Origin of the sequence: Pseudomonas sp. GD04058 (assembly GCF_029836855.1) — a bacterium.
Taxonomy (GTDB): Bacteria; Pseudomonadota; Gammaproteobacteria; order Pseudomonadales; family Pseudomonadaceae; genus Aquipseudomonas; species Aquipseudomonas bharatica.
This window is the reverse complement of record NZ_JAOECN010000031.1, coordinates 1-17,561: the sequence shown is the minus strand read 5'-3', so window position 1 is coordinate 17,561 and position 17,561 is coordinate 1. Positions and strand designations below refer to the sequence as shown.

The following is a 17,561-nucleotide window of genomic DNA, read 5'->3' as shown; positions in this document are numbered from 1 at the left end:
CTGGCAAGCCAGCTCCCACAGGTTCAGCACAAAGCTTGAGATCTGTGCAGTACCTGTGGGAGCTGGCTTGCCAGCGATGAGGCCCTCAAAAGCAACAACAAAAACACCAGGCAAAAGAAAAGGCCGCATCAGCGGCCTTTCCTCGTTTCCCGAAGACTTACTCCGAGATATCACCCATGGCGGTGGTATTGAAGCCACCGTCCACGTACATGATTTCACCGCTGACACCCGACGCCAGGTCGGAGCAGAGGAAGGCGCCGGCGTTGCCGACTTCTTCGATGGTGACGTTGCGGCGCAGCGGGGTCTGGGCTTCGTTGGCGGCGAGCATCTTGCGGAAGCTCTTGATGCCGGAAGCAGCCAGGGTGCGAATCGGACCGGCGGAGATGGCGTTGACGCGGGTGCCTTCCGGGCCGAGGCTGCCGGCCAGGTAGCGAACGCCGGCTTCCAGGCTGGCCTTGGCCATGCCCATGACGTTGTAGTTCGGCATGGTGCGCTCGGCGCCCAGGTAGGACAGGGTCAGCAGGCTGCCGTTGCGGCCTTTCATCATTTCACGGCCGGCCTTGGCCAGGGCCACGAAGCTGTAGGCGCTGATGTCGTGGGCGATGCGGAAACCTTCGCGGGTGGTCACTTCGGTGAAGTCGCCATCGAGCTGGTCGCCCGGGGCGAAGCCTACGGAGTGCACGATGCAGTCCAGGCCGTCCCACTTCTTACCCAGCGCCTCGAAGACCTTGGCGATGTCGTCATCGTTGGCAACGTCGCAAGGGAAGCACAGCTCAGGGTTGGAGCCCCAGCCAGCGGCGAATTCTTCGACGCGGCCCTTGAGCTTTTCGTTCTGGTAGGTGAAGGCAAGTTCTGCACCCTCGCGATGCATGGCGGCAGCGATGCCGGATGCGATGGACAGTTTGCTGGCGACACCGACGATCAGTACGCGCTTACCGGCGAGAAAACCCATGTGTTGTTCCTCTTCAGGTTATATCGACAGCCGTGGGAGCCAGGAAAGCGGCCTCCAGCAGCTGCTGTGTATACGAATGTTGTGGTGCGGCGAAAATCTGCGCGGCCGGACCTTGCTCGACCACCTGGCCTTGCTTGACCACCATCAACTGGTGACTCAGCGCCTTGACCACCGCCAGGTCATGGCTGATGAACAGGTAGGTCAGGTTGTACTTGGTCTGCAGCGCGCGCAGCAGTTCCACCACCTGGCGCTGAACGGTGCGGTCGAGCGCCGAAGTGGGCTCGTCCAGCAGGATCAGCGCCGGTTTCAATACCAGTGCCCGGGCAATGGCAATCCGTTGTCGTTGGCCTCCGGAAAACTCGTGAGGGTAGCGGTGCCGGGTTTCCGGGTCCAGACCTACTTCCCTGAGCGCCTCCATGATGGCTTGTTCCTGTTCCGCCTCCGTGCCTATCCGATGAATGCGCAGGCCCTCTCCGACGATGTCGCTCACGCACATGCGCGGGCTGAGGCTGCCGAAGGGGTCCTGGAACACCACCTGCATCTCGCGTCGCAGCGGTCGGACCTGCTGCTGGCTCATGCCGTCCAGTCGCTGGTTCTCGAAGCGGATTACGCCCTGGCTGCCAATCAGCCGCAGGATGGCCAGGCCCAGCGTTGACTTGCCCGAGCCACTTTCACCGACGATGCCCAGGGTCTGGCCCTGAGGCAGGCTGAAGTTGATGCCGTCCACCGCCTTGACATGGTCCACGGTGCGGCGCAGCAAGCCTTTCTTGATCGGGAACCACACCCGCAGGTCTTCGACTTCCAGCAACGGCGCGCCTTCCGGGTTGCCGGCCGGCCCGCCGCTGGGCTCGGCGCCGAGCAGCATTTTCGTGTACGGATGCTGCGGAGCGCGGAACAATTCTTCACACGACGCCTGTTCGACGATGCAACCGCGCTGCATGACACATACGCGGTGCGCAATTCTTTTCACCAGGTTCAGATCGTGACTGATCAGTAACAGCGCCATGCCCAGCCTGGCCTGCAGGTTCTTGAGCAATTCAAGGATCTTCAACTGGACGGTAACGTCCAGCGCGGTGGTCGGTTCGTCGGCGATCAGCAGCTCCGGCTCGTTGGCCAGGGCCATGGCGATCATCACTCGCTGCCGCTGGCCGCCCGAGAGCTCATGGGGCAGAGCCTTGAGGCGCTTGACCGGGTCGGGAATGCCCACCAGTTCCAGCAGCTCCAGGGTCCGTGCGGTGGCTTCCTTGCCGCGCAGGCCCTTGTGCAGCATCAGCACTTCGTTGATCTGCTTCTCGATGCTGTGCAGCGGGTTCAGCGACGTCATCGGCTCCTGGAAGATCATGGCGATGCGGTTGCCACGGATATGGCGCATCTTCTTCTCGTCCAGGTGCAGGAGGTCCTGGTTTTCGTAGCGGATGCTCCCGGCCGGGTGCTGCGCCAGCGGGTAGGGGAGCAGGCGCAGGATGGAGTGGGCGGTGACCGATTTGCCGGAGCCACTTTCACCGACCAGGGCCAGGGTCTCGCCGCGGCGTATATCGAAGCTGACGTTTTCGACCACACGCTGCTGTTGCGCACCGCTGACGAATTCGACGGCAAGGTCGCGCACTTCGATCAAGGTGTCCTTGTTCATCTCATTTCCTCGGGTCGAAGGCATCGCGGGCGGATTCGCCGATGAATACCAGCAGGCTCAGCATCAGGGCCAGCACGGCGAAGGCACTGATGCCCAGCCATGGCGCCTGCAGATTGGATTTGCCCTGGGCCACCAGTTCGCCCAGGGACGGAGCGCCCGGCGGCAGACCGAAGCCGAGGAAGTCCAGTGCGGTCAGGGTACCGATGGCGCCGGTGAGAATGAACGGCAGGAAGGTCATGGTCGAGACCATGGCGTTGGGCAGGATGTGCCGGTACATGATCGCGGCGTTCTGCATGCCGAGGGCGCGCGCGGCCCGCACGTATTCCAGGTTGCGCCCGCGCAGGAACTCCGCGCGCACCACATCCACCAGGCTCATCCAGGAGAACAGCAGCATGATCCCCAGCAGCCACCAGAAGTTGGGCTGGACGAAGCTGGCCAGGATGATCAGCAGATACAGCACCGGTAGGCCCGACCAGATCTCCAGGAAGCGCTGTCCGGCCAGATCGACCCAGCCGCCATAAAAGCCCTGCAGCGCACCGGCTATCACGCCGATGATGGAGCTGAGCACGGTCAGCGTCAGGGCGAACAGCACCGAGATACGGAAGCCGTAGATCACCCTTGCCAGCACATCCCGCCCCTGGTCATCGGTGCCCAGCCAGTTCTGCGCGGAAGGCGGCGCAGGGGCAGGGACCTTGAGGTCGTAGTTGATGCTCTGGTAGCTGAATGGAATCGGCGCCCAGACCACCCAGCTCTGCTTCTTCTCCAGCAGGTCGCGGATGTAAGGGCTCTTGTAGTTGGCCTCGAGCGGGAATTCGCCGCCGAAGGTGGTCTCTGGGTAGCGCTTGAACGCCGGGAAGTAGAACTCGCCGTCGTAGCGCACCACCAGTGGTTTGTCGTTGGCGATCAATTCCGCGCCAAGGCTCAGGCCGAACAGGATCACGAACAGCCATAGCGACCACCAGCCGCGGCGGTTGGCCTTGAAGCGCTCGAAGCGGCGGCGATTGAGAGGGGACAGTTTCATCTCAGTGCTCCCGGCTTTCGAAGTCGATGCGTGGATCGACCAGGGTGTAGGTCAGGTCGCCGATCAGTTTCACCACCAGCCCCAGCAGGGTGAAGATGAACAGCGTGCCGAAGACCACCGGGTAATCGCGGTTGATCGCAGCCTCGAAACTCATCAGGCCGAGGCCGTCGAGGGAGAAGATCACCTCGACCAGCAGCGAGCCGGTGAAGAATATGCCGATGAAGGCCGAAGGGAAGCCGGCGATCACCAGCAGCATCGCATTGCGGAACACATGGCCGTAGAGCACGCGGTTCGGCGTCAGGCCCTTGGCCTTGGCCGTGACCACGTATTGCTTGTTGATCTCGTCGAGGAAGCTGTTCTTGGTCAACAGGGTCATGGTGGCGAAGTTGCCGATGACCAGGGCGGTGATCGGCAGGGCCAAGTGCCAGAAGTAGTCGGTGATCTTGCCCCAGGTGCTCAGTTCATCGAAGTTGCTCGACGTCAGTCCGCGCAACGGGAACCAGTCCAGGTAGCTGCCGCCGGCGAAGACCACGATGAGCAGGATGGCGAAGAGGAAGGCGGGGATCGCATAACCGACGATGATCGCCGAGCTGGTCCAGACATCGAAGTGGCTGCCGTGCCGGGTGGCCTTGGCGATCCCCAGGGGAATCGATACCAGGTACATGATCAGGGTGCTCCACAGCCCGAGGGAGATGGACACCGGCAGTTTTTCCGCGATCAGGTCGACGACCTTGGCATCGCGGAAGAAGCTGTCGCCGAAGTCCAGGCGGGCATAGTTCTTGACCATGATCCACAGGCGTTCCGGCGCCGACTTGTCGAAGCCGTACATGCGCTCGATCTCCTTGACCAGCGCCGGATCCAGGCCTTGCGCACCGCGATAGTTGGAGCCGGCCACCGAGACTTCGGCGCCTCCGCCGGCAATCCGGCTGGTGGCGCCCTCGAAGCCTTCGAGCTTGGCGATCATCTGTTCCACCGGGCCGCCGGGAGCGGCCTGGATAATGACGAAGTTGATGATCAGGATGCCGAACAGGGTCGGGATGATCAGCAGCAGGCGCCGCAGGATGTAGGCCAGCATCTTACTGTTCCCCGTCGGCTGCGGTGTCCTGCGGCGTCACCGGGGTGGCCGGCTTGACCTCGGGCTTGATCCACCAGGTATTGATGCCGATATCGTACTTGGGCGGAGTGTCCGGGTGGCCGATATGGTTCCAGTAGGCCACGCGCCAGGTCTTGATATGCCAGTTCGGCACTACGTAGTAACCCCAGAGCAATACGCGGTCGAGCGCGCGGGTATGGGCAATCAGGCTCTGCCGCGAGTCGGCGTTGATCAGCGATTCCACCAGGCTATCGACGGCCGGGTCCTTGAGGCCCATGTAGTTGCGGCTGCCCGGGTTCTCGGCGCTGCTGCTCTGCCAGAACTCGCGCTGTTCGTTACCCGGGGAATTCGATTGCGGGAAACCGCCCACGATCATGTCGAAGTCCCGGGAGCGCAGGCGGTTGATGTATTCGGCGACATCGACGCGGCGGATATTCAGGGTGATGCCGAGATCGGCAAGGTTGCGCTTGTAAGGCAGGAGGATGCGTTCGAACTCGGTCTGTGCGAGCAGGAACTCGATGGTCAGTGGCTTGCCCTGGGCATTCACCATCCGGTCGTTCTCAATGCGCCAGCCGGCATCCTGGAGCAGTTTGTAGGCCTGGCGCTGCTGTTCGCGGATCATGCCGCTGGCGTCGGTGACCGGGTTCTTGAATTCCTCGCTGAAGACCTGCTCGGGAATCCTGCCGCGCAGCGGTTCCAGGAGCTTTAGCTCATCGGGGCCAGGCAGGCCCCGGGCGGCCATCTCCGAGTTTTCGAAATAGCTTCCGGTGCGGGTGTAGGCCCCGTTGAACAACTGTTTGTTGGTCCATTCGAAGTCCAGCAGCAGGCTCAGCGCCTGGCGCACCCGCACGTCCTGGAACACCGGGCGACGCAGGTTGAAGACGAAGCCCTGCATGCCGGTGGGCGTGCCATTGGGGATCTCCTCGCGGATCAGGCGTTTTTCCCGAACGGCGGGGATGTTGTAGGCGGTGGCCCAGTTCTTCGCGCTGGTCTCGAACCAGTAGTCGAACTGCCCGGCCTTGAGCGCTTCGAGGGCTACGGTGTTGTCGCGGTAATAGTCGACGGTGATGGTGTCGAAGTTGTAGAAGCCGCGGTTGATGGGCAGGTCCTTGCCCCAGTAGTTCTTGTCGCGCACCAGGCGGATCGAGCGTCCTGGCTTGACCTCTGCGACCTTGTACGGCCCGCTGCCCACCGGGATTTCCAGGCTGCCCTTGGTGAAGTCGCGGCTTTCCCAGAAGTGTTTCGGCAGCACGGCGAGCTGCCCGAGGATCAGCGGAAGCTCACGGTTGTTGCTGTGCTTGAACTTGAACAGGACCTTGAGCGGGTCTTCGGCGACGACCTCGGCGACGTCCGCGTAATAACCGCGGAACATCGGGGCGCCGCTTTTCATCAGGGTATTGAAGGTGAACACCACGTCTTCCGCGCGCACCGGTGTACCGTCATGAAAACGCGCTTCCGGGCGCAGGTAGAAACGCACCCAACTGTTGTCCGGGGCTTTCTCGATCTGCTTGGCCAGCAGGCCGTACTCGGTGAAGGGCTCGTCCAGGCTGGCGCGGGCCAGCGTGTCGTATACCAGGTCTATGTTGTCTGCCGGCACGCCCTTGCTGATGAACGGGTTGAGGCTGTCGAAGCTGCCGAAACCATTCTCGCGGAAGGTGCCGCCCTTTGGCGCGTCGGGATTCACATAGTCGAAATGCTTGAAGTCCGCCGGGTACTTCGGCGCTTCGTTGTAAAGGGTCACGGCATGCTGCGGCGCAGCCAGACCCGGCAGGCTCAGGCCGGCCAGAAGCAGGCCGCCGAGCATCAGGCGCAGATGGGGCATCGGCATCATTGGGCGTTCTCCGAAGGCTTGAGCCACCATGTATTCAGCCCCAGGGTATAGGGCGGGGTGGTGACGAAGGCGAACCGGTTGCGGTAGGCCAGGCGGTGATAGTCGAGATACCAGTTGGGAATCATGTAGTACTGCCACGACAGCACCCGATCCAGGGCGCGGGCGGCGGCTACCTGGTCATCGCGGGTCTGTGAGGCGAGAAGGGCGTCGAGCAGGTGGTCGACCACCGGGCTGTCGACTCCGGCGTAGTTCTTGCTGCCCTTGGTGCTGGCCTGGCTGGAATGGAAATACTGCCATTGTTCCAGCCCGGGGCTGAGGGTCTGGGTCAGGGTCATCAGGATCATGTCGAAATCGAACTGGTCCAGGCGCTGCTTGTACTGGGCCCGGTCGACAGTTCGCAGGCGCGCGTCGATGCCGATGCTGGCGAGGTTCTCCACGTAGGGCTGGAGAATGCGTTCCAGGTTCGGATTGACCAGCAGGATCTCCAGCCTGAGCGGCTGGCCGTTGCTGTTCAGCAGGCGCTGCCCGTCGAGCTTCCAGCCGGCCTTGCCGAGCAGTGCCAGGGCCTGGCGCAACTGGTCGCGGCCGATTCCGCGGCCGTCGGTCTGGCTGACGGCGAAGGGTTTGGTGAACATCGCGGCGGGCAATTGGTCACGATATGGCGCCAGCAGTAGCCACTCCTTGCCAACCGGCAAGCCTTCGGCGCTGAATTCGCTATTGGGATAGAAGCTGGTGGCACGCCGGTAGGCGCTGCTGAACAGTGCCCGGTTGGTCCACTCGAAGTCGAACATCAGGCCCAGCGCCTGGCGCACGTGGCGATCGGCAAAGGCTGCGCGCCGGCTGTTCATGAACAGCCCTTGGGTCTGGGTCGGGATCTGGTGCTTGATCTGTGCCTTTATTACCTGGCCACGACGCACCGCCGGAAAGTTGTAGCCATTGGCCCAGTTTTTCGCCTGGTGCTCGATATAGATGTCGAACTCGCCGGCCTTGAAGGCTTCGAATGCCACGTCGCTGTCGCGATAGAACTCGTACTCGACGCGATCGAAGTTGTACTTGCCCCGATTGACCGGCAGGTCCTTGCCCCACCAGTCCTTGACTCGCTCGAACACCAGGCGCCGGCCCGGCTGCACCTCGCTGATGCGATACGGGCCACTACCCAGTGGTGGCTCGAAGGTGGTGGCCTTGAAGTCGCGCCCTTGCCAGTAATGCTGTGGCAGCACGGGCATTTCACCGAGACGCAGGATCAGCAGGGGATTGCCGGCACGCTTGAAGACGAAGCGAATACGCTGGGGGTTGAGCACATCGACCCGTTCGACCTCCTGGAGGTTGGTGCGGTAGATCGGGTGGCCTTCCTTGAGCAGGGTGCGGTAGGAAAATGCGACATCCGCCGCGGTGATCGGCCGGCCATCATGGAAACGCGCCTCCGGACGCAGGTTGAATACTACCCAACTGCGGTCTTCCGCATACTCGACCGAACGGGCGATCAGCCCGTAGCTCGACGTCGCCTCGTCTCCGGACGGGTCGTACTGGCCGGTGCCGACCATCAGCGTTTCATTGAGCTCGTTGACCCCGTATTGCAGGAAGTTCGGCGTGGTAACCGGGCTGCTGCCCTTGAAGGTATAGGGATTGAGGGTGTCAAAGGTGCCGAATGCCATGGCATGCAAGGTGCCGCCTTTTGGCGCTTGCGGGTTGACCCAATCGAAGTGGGTAAATTTGGCTGGGTACTTGAGCGTGCCGAACTGGGCGTAACCGTGACTTTCGGTGATCGTTGCGCCCGCGGGAAAGCTCAAGGCCAGGCTGAATGACAGCAGGAGGGGACGTATCAAGTCGGCGATCCGATCCAGGCGGCTTGGGCTTTGTTTCCCTACAGTAACAGCTTGTATCGGCAGGAAAAAGAGCGCATCCGTGGCGTCTGGCGCCGCAGTCGGGCGGCGCCTTCCTTTATCAATGAGGCAGGTAGACGGTGAGTGTCTGGCCTGGCTTCAAAGCCTGGCCGCTGCGCGGATTCCAGCGCTTGAGATGTTGCATCTCGACATTGAAGCGTTTGGCTACCAGGTACAGCGAATCACCCTTGCGCACCTTGTACTGGGTGGCGCGCTGCTTGTTGCCGGCAGCAGGTGCCGACTTCGTGGTCGAGGCCAGCTTGATGGCCGGCTGGCTGCTGTTCATCACCAGGGTCTGGCCTGCGCTCAGGCGGTTGCCCTTGAGCTTGTTCCAGCGTTGCAGGTCCTTGACGCTGACCCGGTTGGCCTTGGCGATGCTGCCCAGGCTGTCGCCACGCTTGACCTTGTAGCGCACGCTACGTGCAGGCGGGGTTTCAGCTTCGGCGAGGGCGGCCTTGAACACTGCGGCCTGGGGTTGCAGGGCGAGCAGTTCCTCGGGCTTCATGCTCGACAGGCTGCTGGTCAGCAGTTGTGCCTTGGCAGTGGGCACCAGCAACTGCTGGGGGCCATCCACGGTCATGCGTTTCTTGAAGGCAGGATTGAGCTGGAACAGCTCGTCCTCGTCGATCTCGGCCAGGGCGGCGACCCGCGACAGGTCGAGGCGGTCCTTGATGGCAACGGCCTCGAAGTAGGGTTCGTTGGCGATCGGATTGAGGTTGACCCCGTAGGCCTCCGGAGTCAGCACCACCTGGGACAGGGCCAGCAGCTTCGGCACGTAGTCGCGGGTTTCCTGGGGCAGCGGCAGGTTCCAGTAGTCGGTCGGCAGGCCAAGCCGTTCGTTGCGCTCGATGGCCCGGCTGACCGTGCCTTCGCCGGCGTTGTAGGCGGCCAGGGCCAGCAACCAGTCGCCGTTGAACATGTCGTGCAGGCGGGTCAGGTAGTCCAGCGCGGCGTTGGTCGACGCGGTGATGTCGCGGCGGCCATCGTAGAAACGGGTCTGGCGCAGGTTGTAGTGACGCCCCGTGGAAGGAATGAACTGCCACAGTCCGACCGCGTGGGCACGGGAATAGGCCAGCGGGTTGTAGGCGCTCTCGATTGCCGGCAACAGGGCCAGCTCCAGTGGCATTTCGCGTTCTTCGAGGCGCTCGACGATGTAGTGGATATAGAGACTGCTGCGGTCGCCAGCGGTCTCGAGGAAACTCGGGTTGCTGGCAAACCACAGGCGCTGCTGTTCGATACGCGGGTTGACGCCGATATCGTCCTGCAACTGGAAGCCCTGGCGAATGCGCTCCCAGACGTCCTGCGGCGCCTGCTCGGCGGGCTTGGCCTGGACGAACACAGGCTTGTGCTTCACGCGGGGCTGGACGTGCATGCGAACGGCTTCGTTGTCGCCCATTTGACTGGTGCTCTGGCAGCCCACGAGGGTGGCTGTCAGGCCGAGCGCGACGGCCTGTGCAAGGCGCGTCATGGCGACGGTCGTGAAGGTTCTGCGGCGATTGGACGACATTGGCTGGGACAGAGTTCCGGGCGAAAATGTCGGGCGATTCTAGAAAGCGCCCCCAGGCGGGTCAACCTTTCAGAACCAGCCGGTCATCAAGCGGCAATCATCAGAACTTATCCTTCCATGCCCTCAGCCCAGCAAAAACAGCACTTGGCGTAGGGTTTAAGGCTCCCGCCCGTTCGTCTGCTTTTTCTTTAACGGATGTTTCTTCCACCCGCAAAAAAGGGTTGGTCAGACGTTCCAGGGCGATGGTCGAGGGCAAGGTGATGCGATTTTCCGCACGCAAGCGGGAAACTTCTTCGAACCGTGCTAGAACCTGCTGGTTGGCCGGCTCGACGGCGCAGGCAAAACGCAGGTTGCTCAGAGTGTATTCATGTGCGCAGTACACCAGCGTCGTTCCCGGCAAGGCAGCCAGGCGTTGCAGTGAGTCGTGCATCTGCTGCGGCGTGCCTTCGAACAACCTGCCGCAGCCGGCGGCGAACAGGGTGTCGCCGCTGAAGAGCAAGGGCGTGGCAGGCTGGTCGCTGAAGTAGGCGATGTGCCCGAGGGTGTGGCCGGGAACCGTGAAGACCCGGAAGTCGGTATCCAGGACCCGTACCACCGCGTTGTCTTCAAGGGCCAGGTCGCGTCCGGGAATGGCTTCACTGGCCGGCCCGCAGACCCGCGCGCCGGTGGCCGCCTTCAGGGTTTCGACACCGCCGGTATGGTCATGGTGATGATGGGTCACGAGGATATCCTCCAGGCGCCATCCGGGATGCTGCCCGAGCCACTCCAGCACCGGTGCCGGATCGCCCGGATCGACTACTGCGCAGCGGCGGCTTTCGGCGTCCTGCAACAACCAGATGTAGTTGTCATTGAAAGCGGGCAAGGCTTCTATCTGTATCATCGAGCGATTCGCCAAACGTGGGACAAGGGTGCATCTTAGTAGCTATGTGTTCCATCGAGAACCTTCAAGGGAGGATGCAATGACCGATCAAGCCTTCGCCCACGCCGATCCGCAATGGCTCGAACTGATCACCCTGGCCCGCGACTGGTTCGCCGGGCCCTTGGGGCAACTGATGCTCGCCGAGGAGCAGCGCCTGCTCGAGGACGAACTGGGCCGTTATTTTGGTGGCTATCTGGTCCATTACGGACCTGGCGCCGAGCCACCCCCCACGGCCCCCCAGGTGCAGCGCAACGTGCGGCTCGGTGCGCCACTGCCGGGAGTCGAAATCGTTTGCGAGGAGCAGGCCTGGCCGCTCAGCGAACATGCGGCCGACGTTGTGGTGCTGCAACATGGCCTGGACTTTTCCCTGTCGCCCCACGGCCTGCTCCGCGAAGCGGCCAGCAGTGTGCGCCCCGGGGGGCACCTGCTGATCGTCGGCATCAACCCCTGGAGCAGTTGGGGCATTCGTCGTGTATTCGCCCACGATGCCTTGCGCAAGGCTCGCTGCATCTCGCCGTCGCGGGTTGGCGACTGGCTCAACCTGCTGGGGTTCGCGCTGGAGAAACGCCGGTTCGGGTGCTATCGTCCGCCGCTTGCCTCGCCGGCCTGGCAAGCCCGGTTGGCGGGGTGGGAGCGTCTTGCCGGGCGCTGGCAGGGCTCCGGTGGCGGGGTCTACCTGCTTGTCGCGCGCAAGATGGTGGTCGGCCTGCGACCGTTGCGCCAGGAGCGCCGCGAGCCGATGGGCAAGCTGCTGCCGCTGCCGCTGGCCAAGGTCAATCGCCAGGCGCCCCACCCGGAAGGCAGACCTTTCAACGATGAAAAAGGCTGTACATGAGCGATAGCGTCGAGATCTACACCGATGGTGCCTGCAAGGGCAATCCCGGCCCAGGCGGGTGGGGCGTCCTGATGATCTACAAGGGGGTCGAGAAGGAGCTCTGGGGTGGCGAGCGGGAAACCACCAACAACCGCATGGAACTGATGGCGGCCATCAAGGGCCTGGAGGCGCTGCGTCGCGAGTGCGAGGTGCTCCTGGTGACCGACTCCCAGTACGTGATGAAAGGCATCACCGAGTGGATGACCAACTGGAAGAAACGGGGCTGGAAGACGGCCGCCAAGGAACCGGTGAAGAACGCCGATCTCTGGCAGTTGCTCGACGAGCAGGTCAACCGGCACAAGGTCAAGTGGCAATGGGTACGCGGCCATATCGGCCATCACGGCAACGAACGTGCCGACCAGTTGGCCAATCGCGGAGTCGACGAGGTCCGCGGCATGCGCTGAGGCGCGTGCCGATGAATCTCCGGGACGCCATGGCGAAGCTGGGTTAAGATTCGCCGTTTTCAGCAACACGGCAGGAGATCACCGGCGTGGATTTGCAAAACAACAGGTCGGTAGTCCTCGATACCGAAACCACCGGTATGCCGGTGACCGATGGCCACCGGGTCATCGAGATCGGTTGTGTCGAACTGATCGGTCGGCGTTTGAGCGGGCGTCACTTCCACGTCTATCTGCAGCCGGATCGTCCAAGCGACGAGGCTGCCATCGGCGTTCACGGCATCACCGACGCCTTCCTTGTGGGCAAGCCGCGTTTCGCTGAAGTCGCCGACGAGTTCTTCGAGTTCATCCAGGGCGCGCGCCTGGTCATCCACAACGCATCGTTCGACGTTGGCTTCCTCAACAATGAATTCGCCCTGATCGGCCAGCAGGATCGCGCCGACCTGTCGCAGCATTGCGAGATTCTCGACACCCTGATGATGGCCCGTGAGCGCCATCCGGGGCAGCGCAACAGCCTCGATGCCTTGTGCAAACGCTACGGCATCGACAACTCCGGTCGTGAATTGCACGGCGCCTTGCTCGACTCCGAGCTGCTCGCCGATGTCTTCCTGGCGATGACCGGTGGCCAGACCAGCCTGTCGCTGGCTGGCACCGAGGGCGAGGGTGAGGGTGCGGCGAACCAGGGCAGCGAGATCCGCCGTCTGCCCGCAAGCCGGCAGGCCGGACGTATCATCCGCGCCACGCCCGAGGAACTCGAAGCCCACCTTGCCCGCCTCGAAGCGGTGGCCAAGTCCGCCGGTGCCCCGGCCCTGTGGCAGCAACTGGCGCAGGGCAACTGAGGCATTTCCCGCGCGCCATCGCGGCGACCTTCTACCCTGAGATGAACGGCCCACGAGGCCTGTCGCAGGAAGAAGGTAACGCCGCTCATGTACAAGGACCTCAAGTTTCCCGTTCTCATCGTTCACCGTGACATCAAGTCCGACACCGTGGCCGGTGATCGCGTCCGTGGCATCGCCCAGGAACTGGCCCAGGACGGTTTCACCATCCTCAGCGCCATCGACTACGCCGAAGGTCGCCTGGTCGCCGCCACCCATCACGGCCTCGCCTGCATGCTGATCGCCGCAGAGGGCGCCGGCGAGAACACCCATCTGTTGCAGAACATGGTCGAGCTGATTCGCCTGGCCCGCTCCCGTGCGCCCCATTTGCCGATCTTCGCCCTGGGCGAGCAGGTCACCCTGGAAAACGCCCCCGCCGATGCGATGAGCGAGCTGAACCAGTTGCGCGGCATCCTGTACCTGTTCGAAGACACCGTGCCTTTTCTCGCTCGCCAGGTTGCCCGCGCTGCGCACAATTACCTCGACGGCCTGCTGCCGCCATTTTTCAAGGCGCTGGTGCAGCACACCGCGCAATCCAATTACTCGTGGCATACCCCGGGCCACGGTGGCGGCGTAGCCTATCGCAAGAGTCCGGTAGGGCAGGCGTTTCACCAGTTTTTCGGGGAGAACACCCTGCGCTCCGACCTCTCGGTTTCCGTGCCGGAACTGGGCTCGTTGCTGGACCACACGGGCCCCTTGGCAGAGGCCGAAGCCCGCGCCGCGCGCAATTTCGGCGCCGACCACACGTTCTTCGTGATCAACGGTACTTCGACGGCCAACAAGATCGTCTGGCATTCGATGGTGGGCCGCGATGACCTCGTGCTGGTGGATCGCAACTGCCACAAGTCGGTGCTCCACGCGATCATCATGACCGGCGCGATCCCCCTGTACCTGTGTCCGGAGCGCAACGAACTGGGCATCATCGGCCCGATCCCGCTCAGCGAGTTCAGCGCCGAGTCGATCCAGGCCAAGATCCTCGCCAATCCGCTCGCCAGGGGGCGTGAGGCGCGGGTCAAGATGGCGGTGGTGACCAACTCCACCTATGACGGCTTGTGCTACAACGCCGAGATGATCAAGCAGACCCTTGGCAACAGCGTCGAGGTCCTGCATTTCGACGAGGCCTGGTACGCCTATGCGGCCTTCCACGAATTTTTTGCCGGACGCTACGCCATGGGCACCTCGCGCAGCGCCGAAAGCCCGCTGGTGTTCAGTACCCACTCCACCCACAAGCTGCTTGCCGCCTTCAGCCAGGCATCGATGATCCATGTGCAGGATGGCGGTCGTCGACAGTTGGACCGCGACCGTTTCAATGAAGCGTTCATGATGCACATCTCTACCTCGCCGCAATACAGCATCCTGGCCTCTCTGGATGTGTCCTCGGCGATGATGGAAGGGCCGGCGGGGCGCTCGCTGCTTCAGGAAATGTTCGACGAGGCCCTGAGTTTCCGGCGCGCCCTGGCCAACCTGCGCGAACACCTCGGTGCCGACGACTGGTGGTTCAGCGTCTGGCAACCGCCGCGGGTCGAGGGTATCCATCGTGTCGCCACGGAAGACTGGCTGCTCGAGCCCCAGGCGCAGTGGCACGGCTTCGGTGATCTCGGCGGGGATTACGTGCTGCTCGACCCGATCAAGGTAACCCTGGTCATGCCCGGCCTGGATGCGGCGGGAAGCCTGGATCGCAATGGCATTCCCGCGGCGGTGGTCAGCAAATTCCTCTGGGAACGCGGCCTGGTGGTGGAAAAGACCGGGCTCTACTCCTTCCTGGTGCTGTTTTCGATGGGAATCACCAAGGGCAAATGGAGCACGTTGCTCACCGAACTGCTGGAGTTCAAGCGTAGCTACGATGCCAATACCGAGCTGGCCCACTGCCTGCCGTGCGTCGCCAGCCTGGATCCGCAGCGTTATCGCGGCATGGGGTTGCGTGATCTGTGCGATCAGTTGCACGCCTGTTATCGCAGCAATGCCACTGCCAAGCAGCTCAAGCGCCTCTACACCCGATTGCCGGAAGTGGTGATGAAACCGTCCATGGCCTACGACAAGCTCGTTCGCGGTGAAGTGGAGGCGGTTCCTATCGAGCAATTGCTGGGCCGTGTCGCTGCGGTGATGCTGGTCCCGTATCCACCGGGCATTCCGCTGATCATGCCAGGTGAACGCTTCACCGAGGCGACCCGGTCGATCATCGATTACCTCGCTTTCGCGCGGGCTTTCGACACGGGTTTTCCCGGATTCGTCGCCGATGTGCATGGCTTGCAACATCAGGAAACAGATGCTGGGCGGGTGTACACCGTGGACTGCGTCAAGGAGTAGCGGACCGGAAGTGTGGCCGGGTGATAGAATCCGCCGCTTGAATTCAGGAGGTAAGCGCGTGCGCAAAGTGGCGGTGGTAATGGCAGTGCTGGCCCTGGCCGGCTGTGACAACGATGCCGAGCGGGTGCACAAGCAGGTTGCCGAGCACCTGCAGAATCCGAAGACGGCCAAGTTCGCCAACGTGCGGTTCAATACCAAGGGCGATATCTGTGGCCAGTTCCGCGGCAAGGACGACAACGGCAACTACCTGCCATACCGCAGCTACGTAGCGATCAAGAACGGCGCGGATTACAACATCATCATCGACGAAACCGGCAACGACTTGCGTATCCGGGAAGTCTGCGGTGGTGCTGACCTGCAGCGTCGTGCCGATGCCCTCGCCAACGACCCGGCACCGCAGGGGTGGGATGTGGAAATCGTCCAGGGGCCGAACATGGGGGCGTTGAGCGATATCACCGCGCGCCTGATCGAGAAGGGCATCCCGTCCTCGGTGGTCTACCGTGACGGCAAGCCTGTGGTCCTTCTCGGGCCGTTCATGGAAAAGGCCGAGGCCGTGGCCAGCAAAGACGATGTAATGGCACGCCTGGGCACCGACTCGGTGGTCATCCAGCACGACGCCCCGCGATAATCCTTTGTGTAATGTCCTCTGGAACGGTATTGGCGCATTGTCGGTCTATGCTCATTGATAGAGGTGTTTCAATGAGTGCGGCAACGGTGAGGAGGGGGCCATGTCCACGCTGGAGCGAGCCATTACGGTTGCAGCCCGTGCCCATGAAGGGCACCGGGACAAAGGCGGCGCTGCGTACATCCTGCATCCATTGCGGGTGATGCTGCGGGTTTCGACTACCGAGCAGCGCATCGTCGCAGTGCTGCACGAGGTGCTTCAGGATTCACCCATGACCCTGTCCGATCTGGCGCGCGAAGGCTTCGCCCTGAAGATCCTTGCTGCGGTGCAGGCGTTGAGTCCACGCTGCGATGAAAGCGACGAGGAATTCGTCGCCAGGATCGGCAATGACCCGCTGGCCCGGGCAGTCAAGCTGGCGGACCTGGCCGATGAAAGCGATCCGGGCCGCATCCAGGTTGCAGGCCCTGCCGACATTGCCCGACTGCAGCGTTGCCAGCAGGCCAGTGCCTATCTACAGACGCTGGCCTAACTTCAACTACAGGCCTTGAGATCAACCGGGCCGACGAACTCGTTGCCGTGGCCCATTACGCACGCTACGCGCTGGTTGCGTTGGCGCTCCCAGGCCTGTGCCGGATAGGTCTTGTTCCAGGCTTCGTACAACTGGCGGTCCTGCCTGGACAAGCGCAGGTCATATTGTTTGCTCATGTAGAAGTAGGTGCGCGCGATCATTCCTCGAATGGAAGGGCGCGGCATGACCTTTTTCGCCTTGAAATCCACCTGGGTCAGGCACGAACCATATTGCCCGTGTTGCTCGGGCAGCCAGCCGAAAGCGAAGTTGCTGCGATCACCATTCACCTCGCCGATGCTCGGCACCAGGTTGTGCAGGTCGGCTTCTGCACGCTGGTACAGGGTATCGTTGCGCGAACAGTTCTTGCGTCCACCGCTTTGCCAGCATTGGCGCTGATGACCGATCTGCCATGCCGGTACTATGTGCTCCCACTCGATCCGCGAGGCGCGGTTGGCATTCTTGCGCGGGACGTAGCCGCAGCCAGCAAGGTCCACCTTGTTTCCGGCGTACTTGCAACCGCAATAGAACTCCGTCGATTGCGGGGCGTACAAGCGCCAGGCGATCTTCTTCGCTTCGCTGAAAGTCCGGGGTGCGTCTGCGTGGGCGGTGAGGCTGAACAACAGGCAGCTGGCTGCCAAAAACGTGAATCTCATCCGCGTCAGTCTTCCTTCGGCACCGTCCAGAAAATCTGCACGCCCCCATCGTCGCGATGGGCGAGGGTGACGTTGTCGTTCTCTGCTATTTCCTCGAGCAGGGTTTCCCAGTCGTCCGGAGACTCCTGTTCTAGGCGAAAGATCAGCGCCGCCTTCGAGCGCTGGGCGGTCGGGGAATTGATGATTTTCTGGATGCGCACGCCGAGTTGCTCATAACTGCTGGCTGGCGTGGTAGCGGAGGGAGTGGCCACGAAAGTGTTCCTTGTTTTTGCTGTATGCGCATACAGTATTTAACTGTAGGATTTTTCGCAACAGCTAGTCGGTTCAAAGAGGCTCTATGACTGCTTCGCCGCAGTTTTGCTGCATGGACGGCAAACAATTTTCAATGCGGGTTCGCACAGCTCATGTAGGACCCCGCGAAAGCT

General features: G+C 62.4%; 16 protein-coding genes. 6 read left to right on the top strand and 10 right to left on the bottom strand.

Annotated elements, in window-relative coordinates:
• Positions 1 to 157 precede the first annotated feature (157 nt).
• The 8 genes from fabI to gloB all read right to left on the bottom strand — a co-directional run bounded on the left by fabI (position 158) and on the right by gloB (position 10,797).
• Complete coding sequence (gene fabI, locus N7650_RS21265; RefSeq protein ID WP_009400262.1) at positions 158 to 952, bottom strand: enoyl-ACP reductase FabI; 795 nt, start codon at positions 950 to 952, stop codon at positions 158 to 160.
• 13 nt (positions 953 to 965) lie between these two features.
• A complete protein-coding gene (locus N7650_RS21260; RefSeq protein ID WP_009400261.1) occupies positions 966 to 2,582 on the bottom strand; it encodes an ABC transporter ATP-binding protein in 1,617 nt (538 codons plus the stop codon).
• Position 2,583: 1 nt separating this feature from the next.
• A complete protein-coding gene (locus tag N7650_RS21255) occupies positions 2,584 to 3,603 on the bottom strand; it encodes an ABC transporter permease (protein ID WP_064301776.1) in 1,020 nt (339 codons plus the stop codon).
• A gap of 1 nt (position 3,604) precedes the next feature.
• The gene (locus N7650_RS21250) at positions 3,605 to 4,678 is read right to left on the bottom strand and encodes a microcin C ABC transporter permease YejB (RefSeq protein WP_009400259.1); all 1,074 of its coding nucleotides are present in this window, start codon (positions 4,676 to 4,678) and stop codon (positions 3,605 to 3,607) included.
• 1 nt (position 4,679) lies between these two features.
• Entirely contained in the window at positions 4,680 to 6,527 is a 1,848-nt protein-coding gene (locus tag N7650_RS21245; RefSeq protein ID WP_009400256.1) for an extracellular solute-binding protein, read from the bottom strand.
• The gene (locus tag N7650_RS21240) at positions 6,524 to 8,353 is read right to left on the bottom strand and encodes an extracellular solute-binding protein (RefSeq protein WP_279899881.1); all 1,830 of its coding nucleotides are present in this window, start codon (positions 8,351 to 8,353) and stop codon (positions 6,524 to 6,526) included. The genes N7650_RS21245 and N7650_RS21240 overlap by 4 nt, the downstream gene beginning before the upstream one ends.
• A 118-nt stretch (positions 8,354 to 8,471) precedes the next feature.
• Positions 8,472 to 9,917, bottom strand: coding sequence for a lytic transglycosylase domain-containing protein (locus N7650_RS21235; RefSeq protein ID WP_009400252.1), 1,446 nt, complete (start codon positions 9,915 to 9,917; stop codon positions 8,472 to 8,474).
• A gap of 100 nt (positions 9,918 to 10,017) precedes the next feature.
• Positions 10,018 to 10,797 (bottom strand): hydroxyacylglutathione hydrolase, encoded by a 780-nt coding sequence (gloB, locus tag N7650_RS21230; protein ID WP_279899878.1) that lies wholly within the window; start codon positions 10,795 to 10,797, stop codon positions 10,018 to 10,020.
• Between the two features lie 79 nt (positions 10,798 to 10,876).
• Between gloB and N7650_RS21225 the strand changes: the two genes are divergently transcribed.
• The 6 genes from N7650_RS21225 to N7650_RS21200 all read left to right on the top strand — a co-directional run bounded on the left by N7650_RS21225 (position 10,877) and on the right by N7650_RS21200 (position 16,444).
• On the top strand, positions 10,877 to 11,671 hold the full coding sequence (locus N7650_RS21225) for a methyltransferase domain-containing protein (RefSeq protein WP_009400249.1): 795 nt from the start codon (positions 10,877 to 10,879) through the stop codon (positions 11,669 to 11,671).
• Entirely contained in the window at positions 11,668 to 12,114 is a 447-nt protein-coding gene (rnhA, locus tag N7650_RS21220; RefSeq protein WP_009400248.1) for a ribonuclease HI, read from the top strand. The genes N7650_RS21225 and rnhA overlap by 4 nt, the downstream gene beginning before the upstream one ends.
• 86 nt (positions 12,115 to 12,200) lie before the next feature.
• Complete coding sequence (dnaQ, locus tag N7650_RS21215; RefSeq protein WP_009400247.1) at positions 12,201 to 12,947, top strand: DNA polymerase III subunit epsilon; 747 nt, start codon at positions 12,201 to 12,203, stop codon at positions 12,945 to 12,947.
• Between the two features lie 87 nt (positions 12,948 to 13,034).
• The gene (locus N7650_RS21210) at positions 13,035 to 15,290 is read left to right on the top strand and encodes an Orn/Lys/Arg decarboxylase N-terminal domain-containing protein (RefSeq protein ID WP_279899875.1); all 2,256 of its coding nucleotides are present in this window, start codon (positions 13,035 to 13,037) and stop codon (positions 15,288 to 15,290) included.
• 58 nt (positions 15,291 to 15,348) lie between these two features.
• Complete coding sequence (locus N7650_RS21205; protein WP_009400245.1) at positions 15,349 to 15,918, top strand: SPOR domain-containing protein; 570 nt, start codon at positions 15,349 to 15,351, stop codon at positions 15,916 to 15,918.
• A 100-nt stretch (positions 15,919 to 16,018) separates the two neighbouring features.
• On the top strand, positions 16,019 to 16,444 hold the full coding sequence (locus tag N7650_RS21200) for a hypothetical protein (RefSeq protein ID WP_009400243.1): 426 nt from the start codon (positions 16,019 to 16,021) through the stop codon (positions 16,442 to 16,444).
• Between the two features lie 2 nt (positions 16,445 to 16,446).
• Here N7650_RS21200 and N7650_RS21195 read toward each other — a convergent pair whose 3' ends face one another.
• Positions 16,447 to 17,136 carry an endonuclease I family protein gene (locus N7650_RS21195; protein WP_279899874.1) on the bottom strand — a complete coding sequence of 230 codons (690 nt, stop codon included), beginning with the start codon at positions 17,134 to 17,136 and terminating at the stop codon, positions 16,447 to 16,449.
• A 5-nt stretch (positions 17,137 to 17,141) separates the two neighbouring features.
• A complete protein-coding gene (locus tag N7650_RS21190) occupies positions 17,142 to 17,387 on the bottom strand; it encodes a DUF1654 domain-containing protein (RefSeq protein WP_009400239.1) in 246 nt (81 codons plus the stop codon).
• Between the last annotated feature and the right edge of the window lie 174 nt (positions 17,388 to 17,561).